The organism is Roseivivax lentus (assembly GCF_900156805.1).
In the GTDB taxonomy this organism is placed as follows: domain Bacteria; phylum Pseudomonadota; class Alphaproteobacteria; order Rhodobacterales; family Rhodobacteraceae; genus Roseivivax; species Roseivivax lentus.
The window spans coordinates 170,976-188,166 of the sequence record NZ_FTOQ01000002.1 but is presented as its reverse complement, the minus strand read 5'-3'; the positions used below and the strand labels follow the sequence as shown (position 1 = coordinate 188,166).

The 17,191-nt window shown below is 62.3% G+C and carries 11 protein-coding genes, 1 tRNA gene and 2 pseudogenes; 7 read left to right on the top strand and 7 right to left on the bottom strand.

The genetic code is table 11. The features are described 5' to 3' along the window. The first annotated feature begins 317 nt into the window (after window positions 1-317). Window positions 318-394 (top strand) — tRNA-Met (locus BW990_RS04415). Here BW990_RS04415 and BW990_RS22530 read toward each other — a convergent pair. Continuing rightward, window positions 351-2,006: a recombinase family protein gene (locus BW990_RS22530; protein WP_076446334.1), complete on the bottom strand. Its 1,656-nt coding sequence runs from the start codon at window positions 2,004-2,006 to the stop codon at window positions 351-353. The genes BW990_RS04415 and BW990_RS22530 overlap by 44 nt on opposite strands. Before the next feature lie 1,048 nt (window positions 2,007-3,054). Between BW990_RS22530 and BW990_RS04405 the strand changes: the two genes are divergently transcribed. The 3 genes from BW990_RS04405 to BW990_RS04395 all read left to right on the top strand — a co-directional run bounded on the left by BW990_RS04405 (window position 3,055) and on the right by BW990_RS04395 (window position 6,546). Next, entirely contained in the window at window positions 3,055-3,837 is a 783-nt protein-coding gene (locus BW990_RS04405) for a LytTR family DNA-binding domain-containing protein (protein ID WP_143526078.1), read from the top strand. A 138-nt stretch (window positions 3,838-3,975) separates the two neighbouring features. Further along, the gene (locus BW990_RS04400; protein ID WP_159441608.1) at window positions 3,976-4,845 is read left to right on the top strand and encodes a LytTR family DNA-binding domain-containing protein; all 870 of its coding nucleotides are present in this window, start codon (window positions 3,976-3,978) and stop codon (window positions 4,843-4,845) included. 18 nt (window positions 4,846-4,863) lie between these two features. Further along, entirely contained in the window at window positions 4,864-6,546 is a 1,683-nt protein-coding gene (locus BW990_RS04395) for an arylsulfatase (protein ID WP_083950476.1), read from the top strand. On the opposite strand, the pseudogene tnpA reads toward BW990_RS04395, so the two are convergent. Both tnpA and BW990_RS04385 read right to left on the bottom strand, forming a co-directional pair. Then, window positions 6,538-6,711 (bottom strand): annotated as a pseudogene (tnpA, locus tag BW990_RS04390) (IS66 family insertion sequence element accessory protein TnpA); the annotation flags it as partial. The gene BW990_RS04395 and the pseudogene tnpA sit on opposite strands and share 9 nt — an antisense overlap. Before the next feature lie 494 nt (window positions 6,712-7,205). Continuing rightward, a complete protein-coding gene (locus BW990_RS04385) occupies window positions 7,206-9,491 on the bottom strand; it encodes an arginine/lysine/ornithine decarboxylase (RefSeq protein ID WP_076445435.1) in 2,286 nt (761 codons plus the stop codon). Window positions 9,492-9,913: 422 nt separating this feature from the next. Between BW990_RS04385 and BW990_RS04380 the strand changes: the two genes are divergently transcribed. Together BW990_RS04380 and BW990_RS21760 are read left to right on the top strand one after the other, a co-directional pair. Next, complete coding sequence (locus BW990_RS04380) at window positions 9,914-10,738, top strand: hypothetical protein (protein ID WP_159441607.1); 825 nt, start codon at window positions 9,914-9,916, stop codon at window positions 10,736-10,738. A gap of 65 nt (window positions 10,739-10,803) precedes the next feature. Further along, the gene (locus BW990_RS21760) at window positions 10,804-12,270 is read left to right on the top strand and encodes a hypothetical protein (protein ID WP_159441606.1); all 1,467 of its coding nucleotides are present in this window, start codon (window positions 10,804-10,806) and stop codon (window positions 12,268-12,270) included. A 194-nt stretch (window positions 12,271-12,464) separates the two neighbouring features. Here the strand turns inward: BW990_RS21760 and BW990_RS04370 are convergent, their stop codons facing one another. Beyond that, complete coding sequence (locus BW990_RS04370) at window positions 12,465-12,905, bottom strand: GNAT family N-acetyltransferase (protein WP_076446332.1); 441 nt, start codon at window positions 12,903-12,905, stop codon at window positions 12,465-12,467. Window positions 12,906-13,467: 562 nt separating this feature from the next. Then, window positions 13,468-13,740: a hypothetical protein gene (locus BW990_RS04365; protein ID WP_076445426.1), complete on the bottom strand. Its 273-nt coding sequence runs from the start codon at window positions 13,738-13,740 to the stop codon at window positions 13,468-13,470. Window positions 13,741-13,882: 142 nt separating this feature from the next. On the opposite strand from BW990_RS04365, the gene BW990_RS04360 reads away from it, so the two are divergent. Then, entirely contained in the window at window positions 13,883-14,776 is an 894-nt protein-coding gene (locus BW990_RS04360; protein ID WP_159441605.1) for a LysR family transcriptional regulator, read from the top strand. A 301-nt stretch (window positions 14,777-15,077) separates the two neighbouring features. On the opposite strand, the pseudogene BW990_RS04355 reads toward BW990_RS04360, so the two are convergent. Continuing rightward, a pseudogene (locus tag BW990_RS04355) lies at window positions 15,078-15,380 on the bottom strand (integrase core domain-containing protein); the annotation flags it as partial. A 515-nt stretch (window positions 15,381-15,895) separates the two neighbouring features. After that, entirely contained in the window at window positions 15,896-17,182 is a 1,287-nt protein-coding gene (locus BW990_RS04350) for a hypothetical protein (protein ID WP_076445424.1), read from the bottom strand. Window positions 17,183-17,191 lie beyond the last annotated feature (9 nt).

Here is a 17,191-nt window from a genome sequence, read left to right as displayed (position 1 = left end):
GGCCCGCCGCGCCACCCTTGGTGTGCCTGACGCGCTGGCCCGTGGGGCGACGGGCGATCGGGCCAATCGCCATTCTATGTGAAAACTGGCCCGCGCATGGAGCGAGGGGGCTGTCTGCCCCCTCGCGCTCCCCCGAGAGGTATTTTCGGTCCGGCCGTGCCAGGGGGGCAGCACTTGTTTCGCAAGCGTGGGTCGCGCGGATGGCCGGCGGGGCCGCGTGCCCTGGCGCGCCCGAAAGGTGAGCCCGGGGTCGCGGGCAGTTTCGGGAAATTCCCGCTTGACCCGCCTGCAGGCCTCTTCTAATCAACCGCCACTCTGGCGGAGTAGCTCAGTTGGTTAGAGCAGCGGAATCATAATCCGCGTGTCGGGGGTTCAAGTCCCTCCTCCGCTACCATCGCACCCCACACTGCCCTGACGCCCTGCGGAAAGGCCTTCGGGCCGAGCAGGTGGGTCAGTCTTCCGGCAATCTCTACCTCGACGCCGCCCTTGCGTGACGGATCCCGTGAGACGGTCACGGTGTCGATCAACTCACGCATGGCTTGAGCCGTCTCGGTGTCGCCCGCGCGAATGCCTTTGGCGAGAGCGACCTGGAGTTGCGCGAGTTGCCCTTCGTAGCGTTTCAGTGTGGCGGGGTGCAGGCCGATGACCTCCGGGGGCTCTGGCGCCTCCTGAAGCTTAGCGCGTAGCTTCGCCTGTTCTTTCTCCAATGCGAGGAACTGCGGCTCTAGCTGCTGGATCACGTCCGAGCCGTCGCAGATGGCATCGACAAGTCGCTTCAACGCGCGCTCGATCTCGGTCAGGCGCCGCTCGATCCTTGCGCGGCCCTTGATGGCGTCTGCCGTGAGGCGACGACGCTCCTCATGATAGGTGCGGACATATTCGGCCATAACTTCAGGATGGCGCAGTTCGGCCTTCAGTCCGGACAGGACGGCTATCTCGATCCGATCGAGGTAGAAAGTCTGTGGGTTCGGGCAGGAGCCGCTCTCGCTATGCGCCGAGCAGCGGATGCGGCCGCTGCGGTCCTTGCCATTTGTCGACATCCCCGCCCCACAGGCCCCACACCGCAGAAGCCCGGAAAGGAGGTGGCGCGGACGGCGCCGGTCCCCTGGTGCCGCGATGGCGCGCGCCGCCTTCCTCTTTCCGGCCGCCTCGAAGACTTCGGTCGTCACGATGGCCAGATCGGGCAGCTCAGTCACCACCCACTCCGTGGGCGGATTTGGGCGAGAGACGAGGCGGCCGGTGTCTGGGTCCTTCACCATCCGCACGCGGTTCCACACCTGCCGCCCGGCGTAGAGTGGGTTTTGCAGGATACCGTTCCCACGCGTGGCGTTGCCGTTGATGGTAGAGGCGTTCCATCTCGCGCCCCTTGGCGCCGGAACACGGTCTGCGTTCAGACGGTGGGCGATCTCGCGGGGCGACTTGCCGGCAAGGTACTCGGTGAATATGCGGCGCACGACATCGGCCTCCACTTCGACAATCCGCCGAGCGCCAATGTCGCCCGACACGGGTTCGTAGCCATAAGCGAGGCCACCCGGACTGCGTCCCTCCTTCGCCCGCCCGGACATGCCGCGCCGGATCTTCAAGGCATTTTCCTCGCGGTAGAGCTGTCCGACTAGGCCGCGCAGGCCGACAAGCACGGTGCTCGCCACGCCTTCGTGGACGGCGCGGATTTCGATCTCGAGAAAGGAGAGGCGCTTGTGCAGCCCGGCCAGGTCTTCCATGTCGCGCGACAGCCGGTCGAGCGCCTCGACCAGTACGACCTCGAACCGGCCGTGGCGCGCAGCGTCGAGTAGGTCGAGTAGGCCGTCGCGCACAAGTACCGAGGCGCCGGAGCGTGCCTCGTCGCGGTAGATATCGGTGACTGCTAGCCCCTCCCGTTCGGCGAAGTCCCGGCACAGTGCGATCTGGTCCTCGGCGGATCGTTCGCTCTGCAGGTCCGTCGAGTATCGGGCATAGATCGCCGCCCGCCGTTTCGGTGTGCTGTCAGCCTTCGATGTCGCGCGCATGATCTTCCCTCGCTGCCTGTCGGGCCAGAGCTCGGGCCAGTTTCAGGTCGCCGGATCGGGACGTTCGCGCAAGGAGGCAGGTGCAGTTAGGCGGGGCCCCGCCCGCGTGCCCGGAGGACCCGCGGCGGTGGCGGGAGGTACGTTGCTTCCCGAAGCTCTGTGTCCTGCCCCCGACATGAGGGGAGCATGCGGCGTGCGACCCAGCACCCGAAGGCGTTTCGCGGCGTAGAAGGGTCGCATCGCGGGGAGGAAGGCGCACGGCGAAGCCGATTTGGTGCGTTGCCGGTGGGTCGTCGGTCGCTCGCGAGGCTTCGATCGGAGACCAAAGCCCTCTGGCACTGTAGGAAAGGCCGCGATTAAGCGACTTGCATCGAGGGTCGGCACGGATGGTCTTGCGCTGGCACGAAAAAAGGCGGTCCAAGACAACCACCAGCTTGGCGGCCGTGCCAGCCCTTTTATCTTGCATGACTTTGGTGGGTAGCGAGTGCAGCCGAGGGGGAAAGCTGACGCCTCGTCAGAAGCCGCCGATAGCACACCTGATCAGAGCGCAAGATGTTAGGGATGGGGCACTGCCTGCCTAGGTGATTGATTTTGCTTCGATAACTGCACGGCTACACTCTGATCGCTGCGGCGTGAAAGCCCCTTACCGTCCCATCTTACATCGCAAATAGCGCCGCAACCGGAGCCAAATCCAAATTTCCCGCTCAACCAGCCCCGCAATGCCAGGGCGTTGGTCGCATCATTGCCGCACAAAGCGCAGAGGTGCGGCGACACAAAGACCGTCACAAAAATTGCTTGAGTGCCGAATGCGGCAACCCTTTTATCCCGCGCTCCAATGAAGTCCATGACTCACTTGGAGTTGGAGAACACGTTTCCGCAGCCCAACAGCACCAGATCGGCAACCAATCCCGCTTTGGCCGCAGTGCAACTTGTGCGACAATAAATCCCATCATTCGACCACCAGGTGCATTTCTCCGTCGGAGGGAGGGTGGGAAACCTCCGCAAATCGACCGATAATCTTTGGCTCCACAGTGCATTGGTCTGCACCGTGGCAGTTCTGATTTTGACGGCTTCGCGTACGATCGGAACCGTCGGCGAGGAGCGCGACCCTTTCGACACCTTCGTCCATTCGGTCATCCTGGTCGGTGTTTCCTATCCCTTCCAAACGCTCTTTGCATCGACCGCAATGTCCATGTTCGGCGCAAAGTTGCCGCTTTGGCTTTGCGCGATCGTCGGATGTATCGTCGCGGCTATTCCCGCATCGGTGCTCAGCCCGACGATCAGTTGGGTTGCCGGTGTGATGCCAACCGGAGAGGCCATCGTCGAAACCCGGGAGGAGTTCTTTCAGAACGTTTCGTCACGGCTGCACTACGTGTTCCTGCTGTTCGCCACTCTGGGAACGCTGTTCTGGATGCTGTTGAACTACCGCTGGTGGGTCGAGCATCTGCAGGGAGCACGCGGGACTGCAGAACAAGACAGGCAAAACGAAGAGGCAGCGTCTGCGGATGTGGCACACCTCCTGCGGAAGTTGCCGGTACAGAAACGCGGCCGCCTGCTCGCTCTGTCTGCGGAGCAACACTACGTTCGCGTCAGGACCGAGGCCGGAGAGGATCTTGTCCTGATGCCATTCTCGGAGGCCATAGCTTCGCTGCCGAACGATCTCGGTATGCGCATCCACAGATCGCATTGGGTGAGCCGGAATGCGGTCGACAAGGTCAAGGCGGCGCGAAGCAGCCTGATGGTTATCCTAGAGAACGGCACCGAACTGCCGGTTTCGCGGAGTTTCAGTGGTGCCGTGAGAGAGACCTGGTCCGATCTCATTGAGTCCTGAGGCCTGAGTTCTGAGCTCGCCAGGGTGCCGATGAAGCACCGCTCGTGTAGTCAGCGTGTCATTTCGTGCAGTGCGGGTGGCCAAATGTTACCACGGATCGCACGTTCTTTGACACCTGTTCGGAGCAAGGTGAGGCGCGTGGCTGTGTTTCACGAAAAGGAATTCTGGCGGCATCACGCAACGGTATTTGCCGTGGCATTTCTCATCCTGACACTTTCGCGGGCCATCGGCGCCTTCGACGATTTGGCGTCCATCCGCACTTTGGCGCTGCAGTCGACCATCATGATCGCGGTTGCCCTGCCACTGCAAACTGCCGGAGCGCTGCTCGGCACGCGCTATTGCGGTGGAAGATGCACGACCAGGACGGCGTCGCTGATCGGGTGCATCCTCGCAGCAATACCTTCGACGGCGCTTGCGATGATCCTGATCTGGATCAGCGGGCTTATGTCACTGGAAGGTGGAGCCGAAGCGACGCGTGCCGACTTCATCGCGTGGATGCGGAGCACCTATCCGGCGGCGGTCATCCTGCACGCCTCGCTCGGCTCGATGCTTTGGATGGTGCTCAGTTACCCTTGGTGGGATGAAAAAATCGAGACAGCTGCCGCTGGCATCCCAAGAATTCCAACGCCCGCGCCGGAAGGTGCGCGGGATGAGATGCGGCGCCATGCAGATGCCTGGAGCCCGCCGGAATTCCTGAGGCGGCTCTCTCCCGAGAACTCCGGAACGCTTTGGGCGCTTTCCTCCGAGCGGCACTATGTCCGGGTCCGAACCGATACCGGCTCGGAGCTGTTGCTGATGCGCTTGAGCGATGCGATGGATCAATGTCGCCATCTCGATGGTGTCCAGCTTCACCGGTCGCATTGGATCAACAGACCCGGCCTCGACCGTGTCGTCCGCCGGTCGGGCAAGTTGGAGGTTGTTCTCGCCAATGGCGAGTCGCTGCCTGTGTCGCGCAGCCATCAGGCCGACGTGCTTGCCTTCGTTCAAGGTGACGTGTCGCACGAGTAGTCGTGCCTGTCGGGAAACATGAAACGCCGTTCGTGCATTCATCGGTTCATTCGTGCAGGCAGCGTCGTCAGCTTCGCTTTTCTTCCACACGCTGCCTGCAGGCGATTTCGGCTGGCCGGGGGCGACATGGACGGGCACGCACACTCTATTCGATGCAGCACTTTCTTCAGGCAGACGCTCGGAATTCTGGTAGCGGTCATTTCCGCCCTCGCACTCTGCGGTCCGACGCTCGCGCAAGGCAAAAAGCCGAATTTCGTCGTGATCGTCGCTGACGATCTCGGGTTCTCGGACCTCGGCTCGTTCGGCGGCGAGATCAGGACCCCCAACCTCGACCGGCTCGCGAAGAACGGCATGCGCTTCACCGAGTTCTATGTCGGCTCCACCTGCTCGCCCACGCGCTCGATGCTTTTGACCGGCATCGACAATCACCGCGTCGGGCTCGGCAACATGTACGAACGGACCGCGCCCAACCAATTGGGCCTCGAGGGGTACGAGGGCGTCCTGTCGACCCGCGTCCCCACCATCGCCGAGCGGCTGAAGGCGGCCGGATACCGCACCTACATGGCCGGGAAGTGGCACCTTGGCCATTCTCCGAGGCACATTCCGGCTGCACGAGGCTTTGACCGCAGCTTCTCGCTTCTGAACGTAGCCGGAAGCCACTTCGACCTGCGGGGCGCAAACCAGGACAGCCCGATCAACGAGTTCGTCGAGGACAACGCCTACCTGAGAAAACTTCCCCGCGGCTACTACTCCTCGCTGACCTTCACCGACAAGCTCAAGTCCTATATCGACGAGGGCCGCAAGTCGGGCCAACCCTTCTTCGCCTACCTCGCCTTCCAGGCGCCGCACGATCCGCTTCAGGTACCGAAGCGCTGGCTCTGGAAGTACAAGGGCAAGTACGACATGGGCTGGGACGATCTGCGGCGCCAGCGGCTGGCACGGCAGAAGCGGTTGGGCATCGTCTCGAACTCGGCCCAGCTGGCACCCAGGCTCTGGTACATCCCGTCCTACGACGATTTGCTCGGTGCGGCGCAGGTGCAGCAGTCGCGCCGGATGGAGGTCTACGCCTCGATGGTCGAGTACCTGGATTTCCAGGTCGGCGAGCTGATCAAGTATCTCGAGAAGTCCGGGCAGCTGGACAACACCTATATCCTCTTCTTCTCGGACAACGGGCCCGAGGGCAACGACCCGATCCAGCAGGCCAAGCAGCGCCCGGCGCTTTCCGGGTCTGCCTGGTATCCGAACAACTACGACACCCAGTTCGCTTCATGGGGTCGGAGCTACAGTTACATGGCCTATGGCGCGCCCTGGGCGCAGGTCTCGGCGACGCCGTTCAGCGGCTACAAGGGCTCGGCCTTCGAGGGTGGAATCCGGTCGCCGCTGATCGTCTGGCACAAGGGCATGAAGGGCGGCCGGATCAACCGGGGGGCGCTGATGCACGTCAAGGACATTCCGGCGACGCTCGCGGGTGCCAATGGTCGCGGAATGCAAGGGCGCTCCTGGGTGCCGCTGCTGACGGGCCAGTCGAAGAACCCGCGCAGTGACGGCGGGATCGTCGCGGGGCAGTATTTCGGTGCGCAGTTTGCGCGCTCGGGCTCCTACAAGGCCGTCTGGATGCCCAAGCCCTTCGGGAAGGACCAGTGGCAACTCTTCGACGTTTCGAAGGACCCGGGCGAGACGCGCGACCTGTCCGGCGTCTAGCCGCTTGGCGTCGGCCACTTCCATGCCGCTATACTTCCGACGCCAGTTGTAGAACGTCGCATCGCTGATCCCATGCTTCCGGCACAGATCGGGCGCGCTCATGCCCGCCTGGTGCTCCTTCAAGATGCCAATGATCTGCGCTTCGCTGAAACGGCTTTTCTTCATCGTCTGTCTCCTCAGTTGGAGAGCAGGCTAACCTCAAAGCGAGGACTTTTCAGGGGAGCAGGTCACCCGCACTGAGGCTCTCTCTTATATTTCCACACATTCCGCGATGCACCTTTTCGCGGAGATTTTTCATTTGGAGCGCGCCCATGAGGCCACGGACACCGATCTGTATTTCAGACTGAACACCTTCGCCCGCTGAGACGATCGCAACTTCCGCAAGACCCGGAGTTCCAGAACGCATATGCAAGTGGGCTCGCGGAAGCGGATCTGCCGGAATAGCTCGACAGACAGCGGGTACCCGCCCCTTTCCAAAGATCAGAAAAGCCGCCTTTCGGCCCTGACAGGACCTTCGCGCTGAATACTCCGAAGACCCAGAGGCAGCACTATCGGACCAAACCAGGGCCGATTGCGAAGACGCGTCTCCATTCCAGTAGCCTTTCACGCCGAAGGGGACCTCGCGGCTGTCCGTCCCCACGCAAATGCTGGTTCGCCGTTCACTCGGCGACGCAATCCGCGAAGTACCTGACCTCGCCATTGTCCCCGAGCTCGTGTAGCAGACCGTGGATATCGGTCTCGAAACCGGGGCACTCGCGCGCGAATTCGCGGTTGAATTGAAGGTATTTCACGATTTCCGCGCTGAACACCTCGCCGGGTATGAGCAGAGGGATGCCCGGTGGATACGGCGTGACAAGGCTGGTGGTCACGCGGCCTTCGAGGTCGTCGATGGCGACCCGATCGGTGTTGCGCCGCGCGATCTGTGAAAACGCCTCGGCGGGCGACATGGCCGGGCGGTGATCGCCGAGATAGATCTCGGTCGACAGCCGCGCCACGTCGTATTTCGCATAAAGCGTATGGACGTGCTGGCAGAGATCCTTGAGCCCCATATGCTCGTAACGCGGCTGCTTGGCGCAGAACTCGGGCATCACCCGCCAGAGCGGCTGGTTGCGGTCGTAATCGTCCTTGCACTGCTGGAGCGCGGCGAGAAGCGTGTTCCAGCGGCCTTTGGTGATGCCGATGGTGAACATGATGAAGAAGCTGTATAGACCCGTCTTCTCGACTACGACACCATGCTCGGCCAGGTATTTCGAGACGATGGACGCCGGGATCCCCGTCTCATCGAAATGTCCGTCGATGTTCAGCCCCGGGGTGATGATCGTCGCCTTGATCGGGTCCAGCATGTTGAAGCCGCGCGCCATGTCGCCAAAGCCGTGCCACGCATCCTCACCCGAACTGTCGACCGCCTCCCGGTCGGTCTTCTTCAGCTCCCAGTCCGCGGCGCGGCCGATGCCGTCTTCGGCCAGCCTGTCCGGGCCCCAGACCTGGAACCACCAGTCGTTGCCGTATTCCTCGTCGACCTTGCGCATGGCACGGCGGAAGTCGAGCGCCTCGGTGAGACTTTCCTCGACCAGAGCCGTCCCGCCCGGCGGCTCCATCATCGCCGCCGCGACATCGCAGCTCGCGATGATCGAGTATTGCGGGCTCGTCGAGGTGTGCATGAGATAAGCTTCGTTGAAGAGGTGACGGTCGAGCTTCGTCGTTTCCGAATCCTGCACGAGGATGTGGCTGGCTTGGCTGATTCCGGCCAGGAGCTTATGCACCGATTGGGTGGCGTAGGTCACCGAGTGCTTGGTGCGCGGCCGCTTGCGCCCCATGGCGTGATAGCTTCCGTAGAACGGGTGGAAGGCGGCATGGGGCAGCCAGGCCTCGTCGAAGTGCAAAGTCTCGACATAGCCGTCGAGCAGTTCCTTCACCACCTCGGTATTGTAGAGAACCCCGTCATAGGTCGATTGCGTCAGCGACAGGATGCGCGGCTTTACCGTGTCGGGATCGACATTTTCGAGCAGCGGGTTGGCACGGATCTTGGCTCGGATCGCCTCGGGTTCGAACTCCGAGCGCTGGATCGGACCGATGATGCCCCAATGGTTGCGCGTGGGCTTCAGGAAGACCGGGATCGCGCCTGTCATGATGATCGAATGCAGGATCGACTTGTGGCAATTGCGATCCACGATCACCACGTCGCCGGGCGCCACATTGTGGTGCCAGACCATCTTGTTCGAGGTCGAGGTCCCGTTGGTCACGAAGTAGCAATGATCGGCGTTGAAGATCCGCGCCGCGTTGCGCTCCGATGCACCGATGGCGCCGTTGTGATCCAGAAGCTGTCCCAGCTCCTCGACCGAGTTGCAGACATCGGCGCGCAGCATGTTCTCACCGTAGAACTGGTGATACATCTGTCCGATCGGGGATTTCAGGAACGCGACCCCGCCCGAATGGCCCGGGCAGTGCCATGAATACGAGCCGTCCTCGGCGTAGTCGAGCAGTGCCTTGAAGAACGGCGGCTGGATCCCTTCAAGATAGTTTTTCGCTTCCCGGAGGATGTGGCGGGCAACGAATTCGGGCGTGTCCTCGAAGGCATGGATGAAGCCGTGCAGCTCGCGCAGAACGTCGTTGGGCAGGTGTCGCGAGGTCTTGGTCTCGCCGTAGACGTAGATCGGGACTTCTTCGTTTTTCGACCGGACTTCCTCGATGAAGCTGCGAAGATTCAGAACCGCAGGATCGAGATCAGGGCCCGGGCTGAACTCCTCATCGTCGATCGACAAGACGAAAGCGGAGGCGCGGCTCTGCTGCTGGGCGAACTGCGACAGGTCGCCGTAGCTCGTCGCGCCCAGCACCTCGAACCCCTCGTTTTCGAAGGCCTGCGCAAGTGCGCGGATGCCGAAACCCGACGTGTTCTCGGACCGGAAGTCCTCGTCGATGATGACAATGGGAAAGCGGAACTTCATCGGCCTGTCCTTGCTGCGGCGATCGAGGTCAAACCGTTCTCGAAGCCCGCGACCAAGACGTCAAGGCCCAGTAGCGCCTCGGCCAGACCGCATTTTCCGCGAACACATTTGGAGGGAAGGCTTAACCGATAGCGACCCACGCCCTAACTGTCCATACAGGCCCTGCCATCGCGAACGGCATTTGGCGAGCCTTCGCGAACCTCTCGCCCAAGGTCCGTTTCGATCCTAGAACGTAGATTAATGCGCCTCCATCCAAGCTGAGCGACATCTCGCCGGGCTGGGTACCGAAACTTTTGTTCAAACCGACTCCCGTTGACGGCGACCGAAATCTTCTTGACCGATGAACTCGATCGCCGAGGATGAATTATTGGTATTGCGGAGATTATTTTATGTCTCGTTTTTTTGCTCTGATCATATTTCTCGTGTTGGCCCCTCACTCGGTACTGGCGCAATGGCGGGTCGGCCCAGGGTCCGAACTCTATGAAGGCACCGTCTCGGCCTTTGGTGTGACCGACCGTGGCTTCGGAGCGCTGGCCGTCATGTGTCGCGAGGGGGAGCCGTTGCTGTGGACCCAGGGCTGGGCGGCTGCGAAGGCGGGGCCTGACCGCGAGGAATCCTTTTCGGTCATCGTCGACGGCCAAAGGTTCTACGTGACCGGTCTGCACCTGCCGGCAGATGGGCTCTGGACCGGTGCGCCATCGGACGGGTTGATCGCCGCGCTTCGGGCGGGCTCGCGCGCCGTGGTGGCAGTGCCCGGAGAGGCCGAGGTGGGTGTCCCTCTTCGCGGCTCCTCGCGCGCCATCAGCCAGGTACTCGATGGATGCGGGCGCGATGCGACCGCCGCGACGGGTGCATCCGAGGCGGGCCGCATCGTGTATTTCGGCCAATTGATCGCGACCCAGTGCGCCGGCGGCTATTCCATCTCCGACGAGGCCGAGATGACGGGTCGGCTGGATGGGGACGATATCCCGGATTTCGTACTCGATTGGGGTGGTGTGACCTGCGACGACCGGTCCAAGGGCCGCGGCGCCGGCTTTTGTGGCGCCGCGCTCTGCACGATCGAGATCGCCTTTACCGAAACGCAAAGCCGCCAGCAGGTGCTGGGCGTCAACCCGGAACTGGTGGATCGGGCCTTCGGCGTGAAGGCGCTGAAGACGACCACGCAGGGCGCCACCTGCGGCGGCCCGGCGCAGGTCTGCGATGTCATCTGGATCTGGAACGGCTCGAAACTGGAGCCGCTGAAATGAGATACGTCTTCCCCCTCCTTTGCGCCCTGTTCCCGAGCCTTGCCGCGGCGCAAATCGAGTACGAGTTGGGCATCTTCGCGGCGATGATCGAGGCGCCAGAGGGCACGCCCGTGGCCACGGCGACCGTCACGGGCGGTGCGGCTGGCGACCTGACCTACCTGACTGTTTCCTCCGTTGGCGATCTCGACGCGGCTTGCGTTCGGATCTGGGCCGAAGGGCCTTGTCACGCGGTCACCCGCACAAGGGGTCTGCCCGGTTATGACATGCTGATCCTGCTCGATGCGCAGGTCAGCTCGGACGACATGTTGGCCAGGGCGGGCGCTTTGCAAATGACGCGCATGCCGCTGGTCAGCCAGTACGACCCGGCCAGCGGCGACGCTCTGTCTTTCATGACCCAGAACGACTTAGGCGGCTGGGAGATGCCGGTCGCACCCGTTGCGCCCTCGGGCCAGAGCGCGGGACTTGCGATCCTGCGCGATCCCGCGATCACAGCTCTGACCGCGGGCGCGCCGGTGGCCCACCCTGTGAACGGGCTCGTGGGGATCGTGGCGCGGGCCGGCAATGGCGCGGGGGCCGTGCTGCCCATCGGCGATGCGTTCCGGGCCGCGGTGGCGGCGGGTGTCGAGATCAACGAAGCGCTGGTTCCGCAAGTCGCGGAGGAAGGCGGCCTGCCGCCGCCTGTCGCACGCGAGATCGGCAAGATCTACTATTTCCACGATTACAGTGATCTGGGCTACATGGGCGGTTTTTACGGGCCTGGGCAAGCTGGCGGGTTCGATCCGTCCTTCGTGACGACGATCGATTTCTCGGTCTGGTCCGTTGCCCTCTCCGGAGCTGGCGGCACCAAGATGGCGCAAGGCGACAAGAGCTTGCCGCTTGTCCAGAACGGCATGGCGCTCGAGGCACCATTCCGGGGGAACGCCGACGATCACCTCGCCAGCTGCATCGTCCATGCGACGCCGTCTTCGGAAGGGCAGCCGGTCTTACTGGTGCAGTTCTGGCGCAGTGTGCCGGAACGGTACAACCCGAACACAGACAGCAAGTCCTATGACGAGGCGGCGCCGTCGATGACCGGTTGGGCCGCCGGGGAGAGCGCCTGCGAGGATGCAATCCGGAACATGGGGCCGGCGCGCCTGGCGGCCCTGACGAATTCCGAAACGCCGACCGCTTCAGCCGCGCAGCCTCGCCCGGATGACGGCGCCTCCCCCTCGCCTGCCCCGCCTCCGCCAAGTTCGGTGCAGGACGATTGGCGCCGCGCCGCGAACTGGACGGCGACCGGGTTGGAGGCCTTGTTTCGGGACCTGCCCGGAGGCCGGATCCTGACGGTCGGATGCACTGCAAGTCGGGAACTGGCCATCGCCATATCGCCGGGACAGCAGGTCAGGTCCATCGACGGCAAGACGCCTTCGACCGGTCCTGACGAGACAAGCTACATCTTGCGATCCGGGGACGTACTTAGCTCGATCAGAGTGCAGATTGGTGACGATACGCTTGACGTCGACGTGTCCACGGATGTCGGACCGTGTGAGTAAGCGCGTCATCATTGCGCCCTCGGATTAAATTCGGATCCGAACACTCGAGTGTGCATGGGGGTTTTCGGTCTATTGCGGATTCTCAACCCGCCTGTCGGATTCTTCGGGCGCATTCCGAATTGCCGACTGTCGCTGCGCCGAAACGAGATCGTTTCAACTGATTGGGCCGTGTTGCGGAATGGACCCAAACCATCTTACCCGTCCATCGCGCCGTCCCAGTCATAGACGACGATTCCGCCGGTCTCGCGCGCGTCCAGCGACCGGTAGAGCGCCCGGGCAGGTAGATTGTCGGCCTCCGTCGCCAGCCATATGCCCTTGCAGCCCCGGTCGCGCGCATGCTGCATCAGCGCGTCAAAAAGCCGCTTGGCGATGCCTTGCCGCTGGTATTCGTCTCGCACACCGACTTCGGCGATAAAGAATGCAGGCTGCTTGTCCGGATGCAGCATGATCTTACCGGTTGCCATGCCGACAGCCTCCGCCCCATCAAAGGCCAGCATGATCTCGTGCAGGGGATCGGCCAGAAACGCCTTGGCCTGTTCGGGCAGCACAGCGTTATCGAATAGTCCATGCCGAACCGCGAGAAGCGTTTCCAGATCGTCGGGACTTAGGCGCCGAAGCGTGATCGTGTCGCTCATGTTGGTCACCTGCCCAGAGGTTTGCCTATAAAACTCGCTGATCTTGAGGTCGTTGTCACGGCCCGGCCTGCCCTGGGCTGGGGAGGGCGTTGCGGGATCATTCCCGAGGGCACGACGGACGCCGAAACGAAATTCTGACTTGATACATGGGCTGAGCGAGGGCAGCCCGACGTGGATCACTCGGTCACTCGCGGCCCTACCTTGCCGTCGGTGATCGGTGCAGCAAAGGTTAGCGTCGAGCCCGAAAGTACACGATGCTGCCCGGAGTTTGGTCGTCCGCGCATGCGACCGTTTATTTCGACGACCGTCTAAGTTCGTGTCCACCGGGGAGTCAAAAGATGCACGACCGGCAAGACGTTGCAGATCGTGCAAATTGATTGCACCCAAAGGCCATCAAGAGAGGCCGGGCAGAAATCCACCGGGGTGCTGTCGCGCGTAGGTCCATTGCGCAAGTCGTAGATCGAACCGACTCTGAGGTGACATCTCGGGTTCCGAAACCCCGCATTGGACCACCGCTTTCTCATTGTCGGTCAATGAATGCGAGCGCCAGAACCACATGGGTTTACGCCTCTTCGAGGAAGTAGTTGAGTTGCTCGACAAACCCGAACTTTCGCATCATGGCATCGCCGGCCGGCGTGCGGCTGATCTCGCGCATCTTGTCGAGATCGTGGACCTGACCGACAACAGCGGCCTGGTTGGCGTCCTGCGGGTCGCGCAGAAACGTCATTTCGCCCACGGCATCGCCGAAGACCTCTCGGTGGGCTTTATGGAAGTCGTCCAGCTCGGCCCCGACGGGGATGTGAGAAACGCGGCAAACAGATACGAGCATGGTCATGATGTGTCCCTTCAAACCTTGGGTTGGGCCGGCCCTCAGGTCGGCTTGCTGAAGGATGACACGATCGGATTAGTGCGGGTATACATGCATTATCGGTTTTATAGTTTCATCGGGTCGAACAATGATTGATCAGCTCAGGACCATGGCGATCTTCCAAGCGGTGGCTGAGCTTGGATCGTTTCGGCAGGCTGCGAAGGTGCTGAACCTATCGCCCTCGGTGATCAGCCATCACATTTCAAAACTCGAGGAACAGCTGGGGACACCGCTGCTGTACCGATCCACCCGTCGCATGTCGCTGACCGACGCGGGTCTTGAGCTGCTGGCGGCCAGCCAACGGATGACCGCTGCCGCCCTCGATGGTCTGTCCGCTGTACGGCGGCGTGCGGAGCAACCCACTGGAACACTGACGATTGCGGCTGCGACGCCGTTTGCGCAAAGCCCGTATGTCGAAGCCTTCACACGCTTTGCGCAGACATACCCCGACGTGCATCTGAAAATCCAACTTGATGATCTGTCCGTTCCTGTCGAGGGCTCGACCATCGATGTTGCCATTCGCGGTCGCACCAAGGACCTGGACGACAGCAGCTACAAGGCATGCAAGCTGGGCAATGTTCAGTTCTGTATCTTCGCCGCGCCGTCCTACGTGCAGGGCCGGCCAGAACCGCAGTCGATTGACGATCTTGCCGATTGGGACTGGATCCAAAGCCCACCGATATCATGGATCGATTTCGCGACTTTGGTCGATGGGACAGCGCCCAAAGGGACACCGAGGATCGTAGCGACCTGCAACAATTTTGCGATGGCCCGGAAGTTCGTTGATGAGGGGCTGGGCTTCATGATCGAAACCTACCCGCTCGTTGCCGATGACATTCGCGCCGGACGTCTGGTCCATCTGGTGCCGCGGGCAAAACTACGACCGATCGACGTCTACGCGATCTATCCAGCGAACAGCCCCAAAGATGGGCTTGCGCATCTGTTTGTCGATTTCATGATGGATCAGGCTTGGGCGGCCGAGCACAGCTTCGGTGTCAGGTGATCGAAGGCAAGGAACAAGAAAACCGACATGGGTCCCGGCAACGGCGAATGCTGCCAGGTCCGCGGAGCCGACATTGGCACATGCTGCATCGAATGACGGCTCCGAGCCCATTAGAGGATCGGAGGTCATTTCACATTTCGAAACACGGCCCGTCGAACCTTGCTTCTTGCTGCGCTCAAACAACCGCCGGGACGCAGCATGGCGGAGGCCAGAATAGACGCGCTGGTGACATCTCGTGCACACGCGTTGTTCTAGAAGTGGACGAGCATTGCCGCTGACCTGTTCCCCGTTGAGTCCGCGTTCATCGGTTCGCTCTGTTCGGGGTTTGGTCCTCTTCTGACCATTGGTGATATTCCCCCGATGTGAGCCCGCCGAGGCTCGAATGCGGGCGGTGGCGATTGTCGTCGACGCGCCATGCCGCAATCATGCGGCAGGCATGGCGCAGAGACGGGACCAGGTGTTCATTCAGGCAAGCCTCGCGAATGCGCCTGTTGAAGGTTGCGACCAGACCGTTCTGCATGGGCTTGCCCGGTGCGATGTCATGCCAACCGACTTTGCGATCTTCCTGCCATTTCAGCATCGTGTTGCTGGTCATTTCAGTGCCGTAGCACGTCAGGAAAATGCGTTGCCGATGGCTTATCGTCACCCGCGCGGCTCTCACATCGCGCAGCGGGTGGCCATAACCGGGTCTCAGGTCTCGACAGTGGTCTTGTTGAACCACACTGCTGAGGAGACCGGCTATGACCGCCATCCGCTCCACCGCTTCGACATGCCAAGCATCGCAACGAAGTGCTCATTGGCATTCCAGACAAAACACGCCGCCGTTTGACCGTCATGAACAAGCTTGAAGATTTCAAGCGCCTGTCCAACTTGGAAAAGCACTGAACCCATTCGCTTTCGTCGATTCCAAACCAAGCTATAGTCACGATCGCAACCGCGACGGAGTGGTCTTGGCCGAGGTCGGCGACGCCCCGCACCAAATCTATCGCTTCCGCAGGCGCCATTGCCCTAACGCGGTTGCTCGCACTTGATCATGCTTTACACGGAAGGCGATAACGTTGCGCCGACCCCGCCGGTCAGCGAGGCGGTACAGCGGTACATCATGGGCAAACGCACCCGCTAGCTCGCGGCCATGGCATGCGCGATGGCATACCCGACGGCATCGTTCAGAATGTCCGAGTGACCCTTGATGAAGCGGTCTGCGCGCAGGTTGAAGACCCGTCCCGGGCCCAACGTGTAACGGCCGCCCGGCGGAAGCAACTCGCTCGCGACGGCCTCTTCGGTCTTCTGTGCGCCGTTCGAGCCGAGACCGCCCCACTGGCTCGGTTCGGAGCTCGGAAGGGCCGAAAAGTTTTGACCGGCGAGCCGGGAGGCCAGCGCGTAGGCCACGGTCACCGGCCAATCGTTGTGGGTATGGGTGACGAGGATCGGCCCCTCAACGCAGGGCTTCGCAACGACATCCCGGAAGAAACCGCCCCGCGGCGCGGGAAAGCTTCCTGAGAAGCTGTTATGCGAGAAGGCCGCCTGTAGCAGCGACAGGCTATGGGGCGCGGAGGCTGGATGGCCGTTCAGCGCAAGGGTCGCGTAGGTGACGAGGCGCGCGCCGAAGCTGTGCCCGGCCATGTGCAGCCTCAGGCCCGGATGCGCCTGCCGCAGCCCGACCAGCGTCTTGGCAAGCCCATGGTTTCCGACCAGCCCGGCGCGTCGCTTCATCATGTAGAACGTGGCGAGATTCACGACATTGCCAACCGCGCCGGCGAGTCCACGCCCCGAGGCCCCGGCGGCCCCGCCCCCGCCCAGCTCCCAATCGTCCGCCTCTGCCGTGTCGGCGCTGGTGTCGCTCATCCGAATGGCCGCTTCCGGGTCTGGCGGATCAAAGAGCGCCCGGTCGGCTCCCTCGGCGACGTCGTCGACTGGCAAGGCGGCGGGAAGCGCCTGCATGAACTTTGGAAAGGCGGCCTCGTCTGAACGCGCTGCGATGGCTGCAATTTGAAGCCAGTCGCGCGCCTCCGGCGACGCCTCGTCGGCGAGTTCCTCTAGAAGCGCCTGGAGGTCGTCGTCATCCGCGCCAGGAACACCGGCACTTGCGGCCCCGTTTGATGCGGCGGGGTTGCGTTCAAGTTTCGCGAACGCTTTCGACGGCCAGATGACGCCCAGAAGCCCGATCCTGCGTCCGGAAAGGCCGCCGACACTCGGGATCTGCAACACCAGATGCGCGGCAAGACCGGCGTAAAGCGCCATGGCCTCGCGGTCGGTGTTGTTCCAGCCATGTGACAAGACAAGCAGATCATCGAGTGCCTCTGACGCCGCGAAGGCGCGCACGGCCTCGGCGTGGCGCGGGTCAAGCGCCCGGCCGTTGCGCCCGTAGCGCAGGAGGATCGACGGAAAATTGGGTATGTCCGACATGGGTTCTGC

Bases quoted from the DNA above. Each gene is read 5' to 3' on its own strand.
- BW990_RS22530 (WP_076446334.1), bottom strand. From the start codon at position 2,006: ATGCGCGCGACATCGAAGGCTGACAGCACACCGAAACGGCGGGCGGCG.
- BW990_RS04360 (WP_159441605.1), top strand. From the start codon at position 13,883: ATGGCGATCTTCCAAGCGGTGGCTGAGCTTGGATCGTTTCGGCAGGCT.
- BW990_RS04370 (WP_076446332.1), bottom strand. From the start codon at position 12,905: ATGAGCGACACGATCACGCTTCGGCGCCTAAGTCCCGACGATCTGGAA.
- BW990_RS04350 (WP_076445424.1), bottom strand. From the start codon at position 17,182: ATGTCGGACATACCCAATTTTCCGTCGATCCTCCTGCGCTACGGGCGC.
- BW990_RS04365 (WP_076445426.1), bottom strand. From the start codon at position 13,740: ATGACCATGCTCGTATCTGTTTGCCGCGTTTCTCACATCCCCGTCGGG.
- BW990_RS04385 (WP_076445435.1), bottom strand. From the start codon at position 9,491: ATGAAGTTCCGCTTTCCCATTGTCATCATCGACGAGGACTTCCGGTCC.
- BW990_RS04395 (WP_083950476.1), top strand. From the start codon at position 4,864: ATGAAACGCCGTTCGTGCATTCATCGGTTCATTCGTGCAGGCAGCGTC.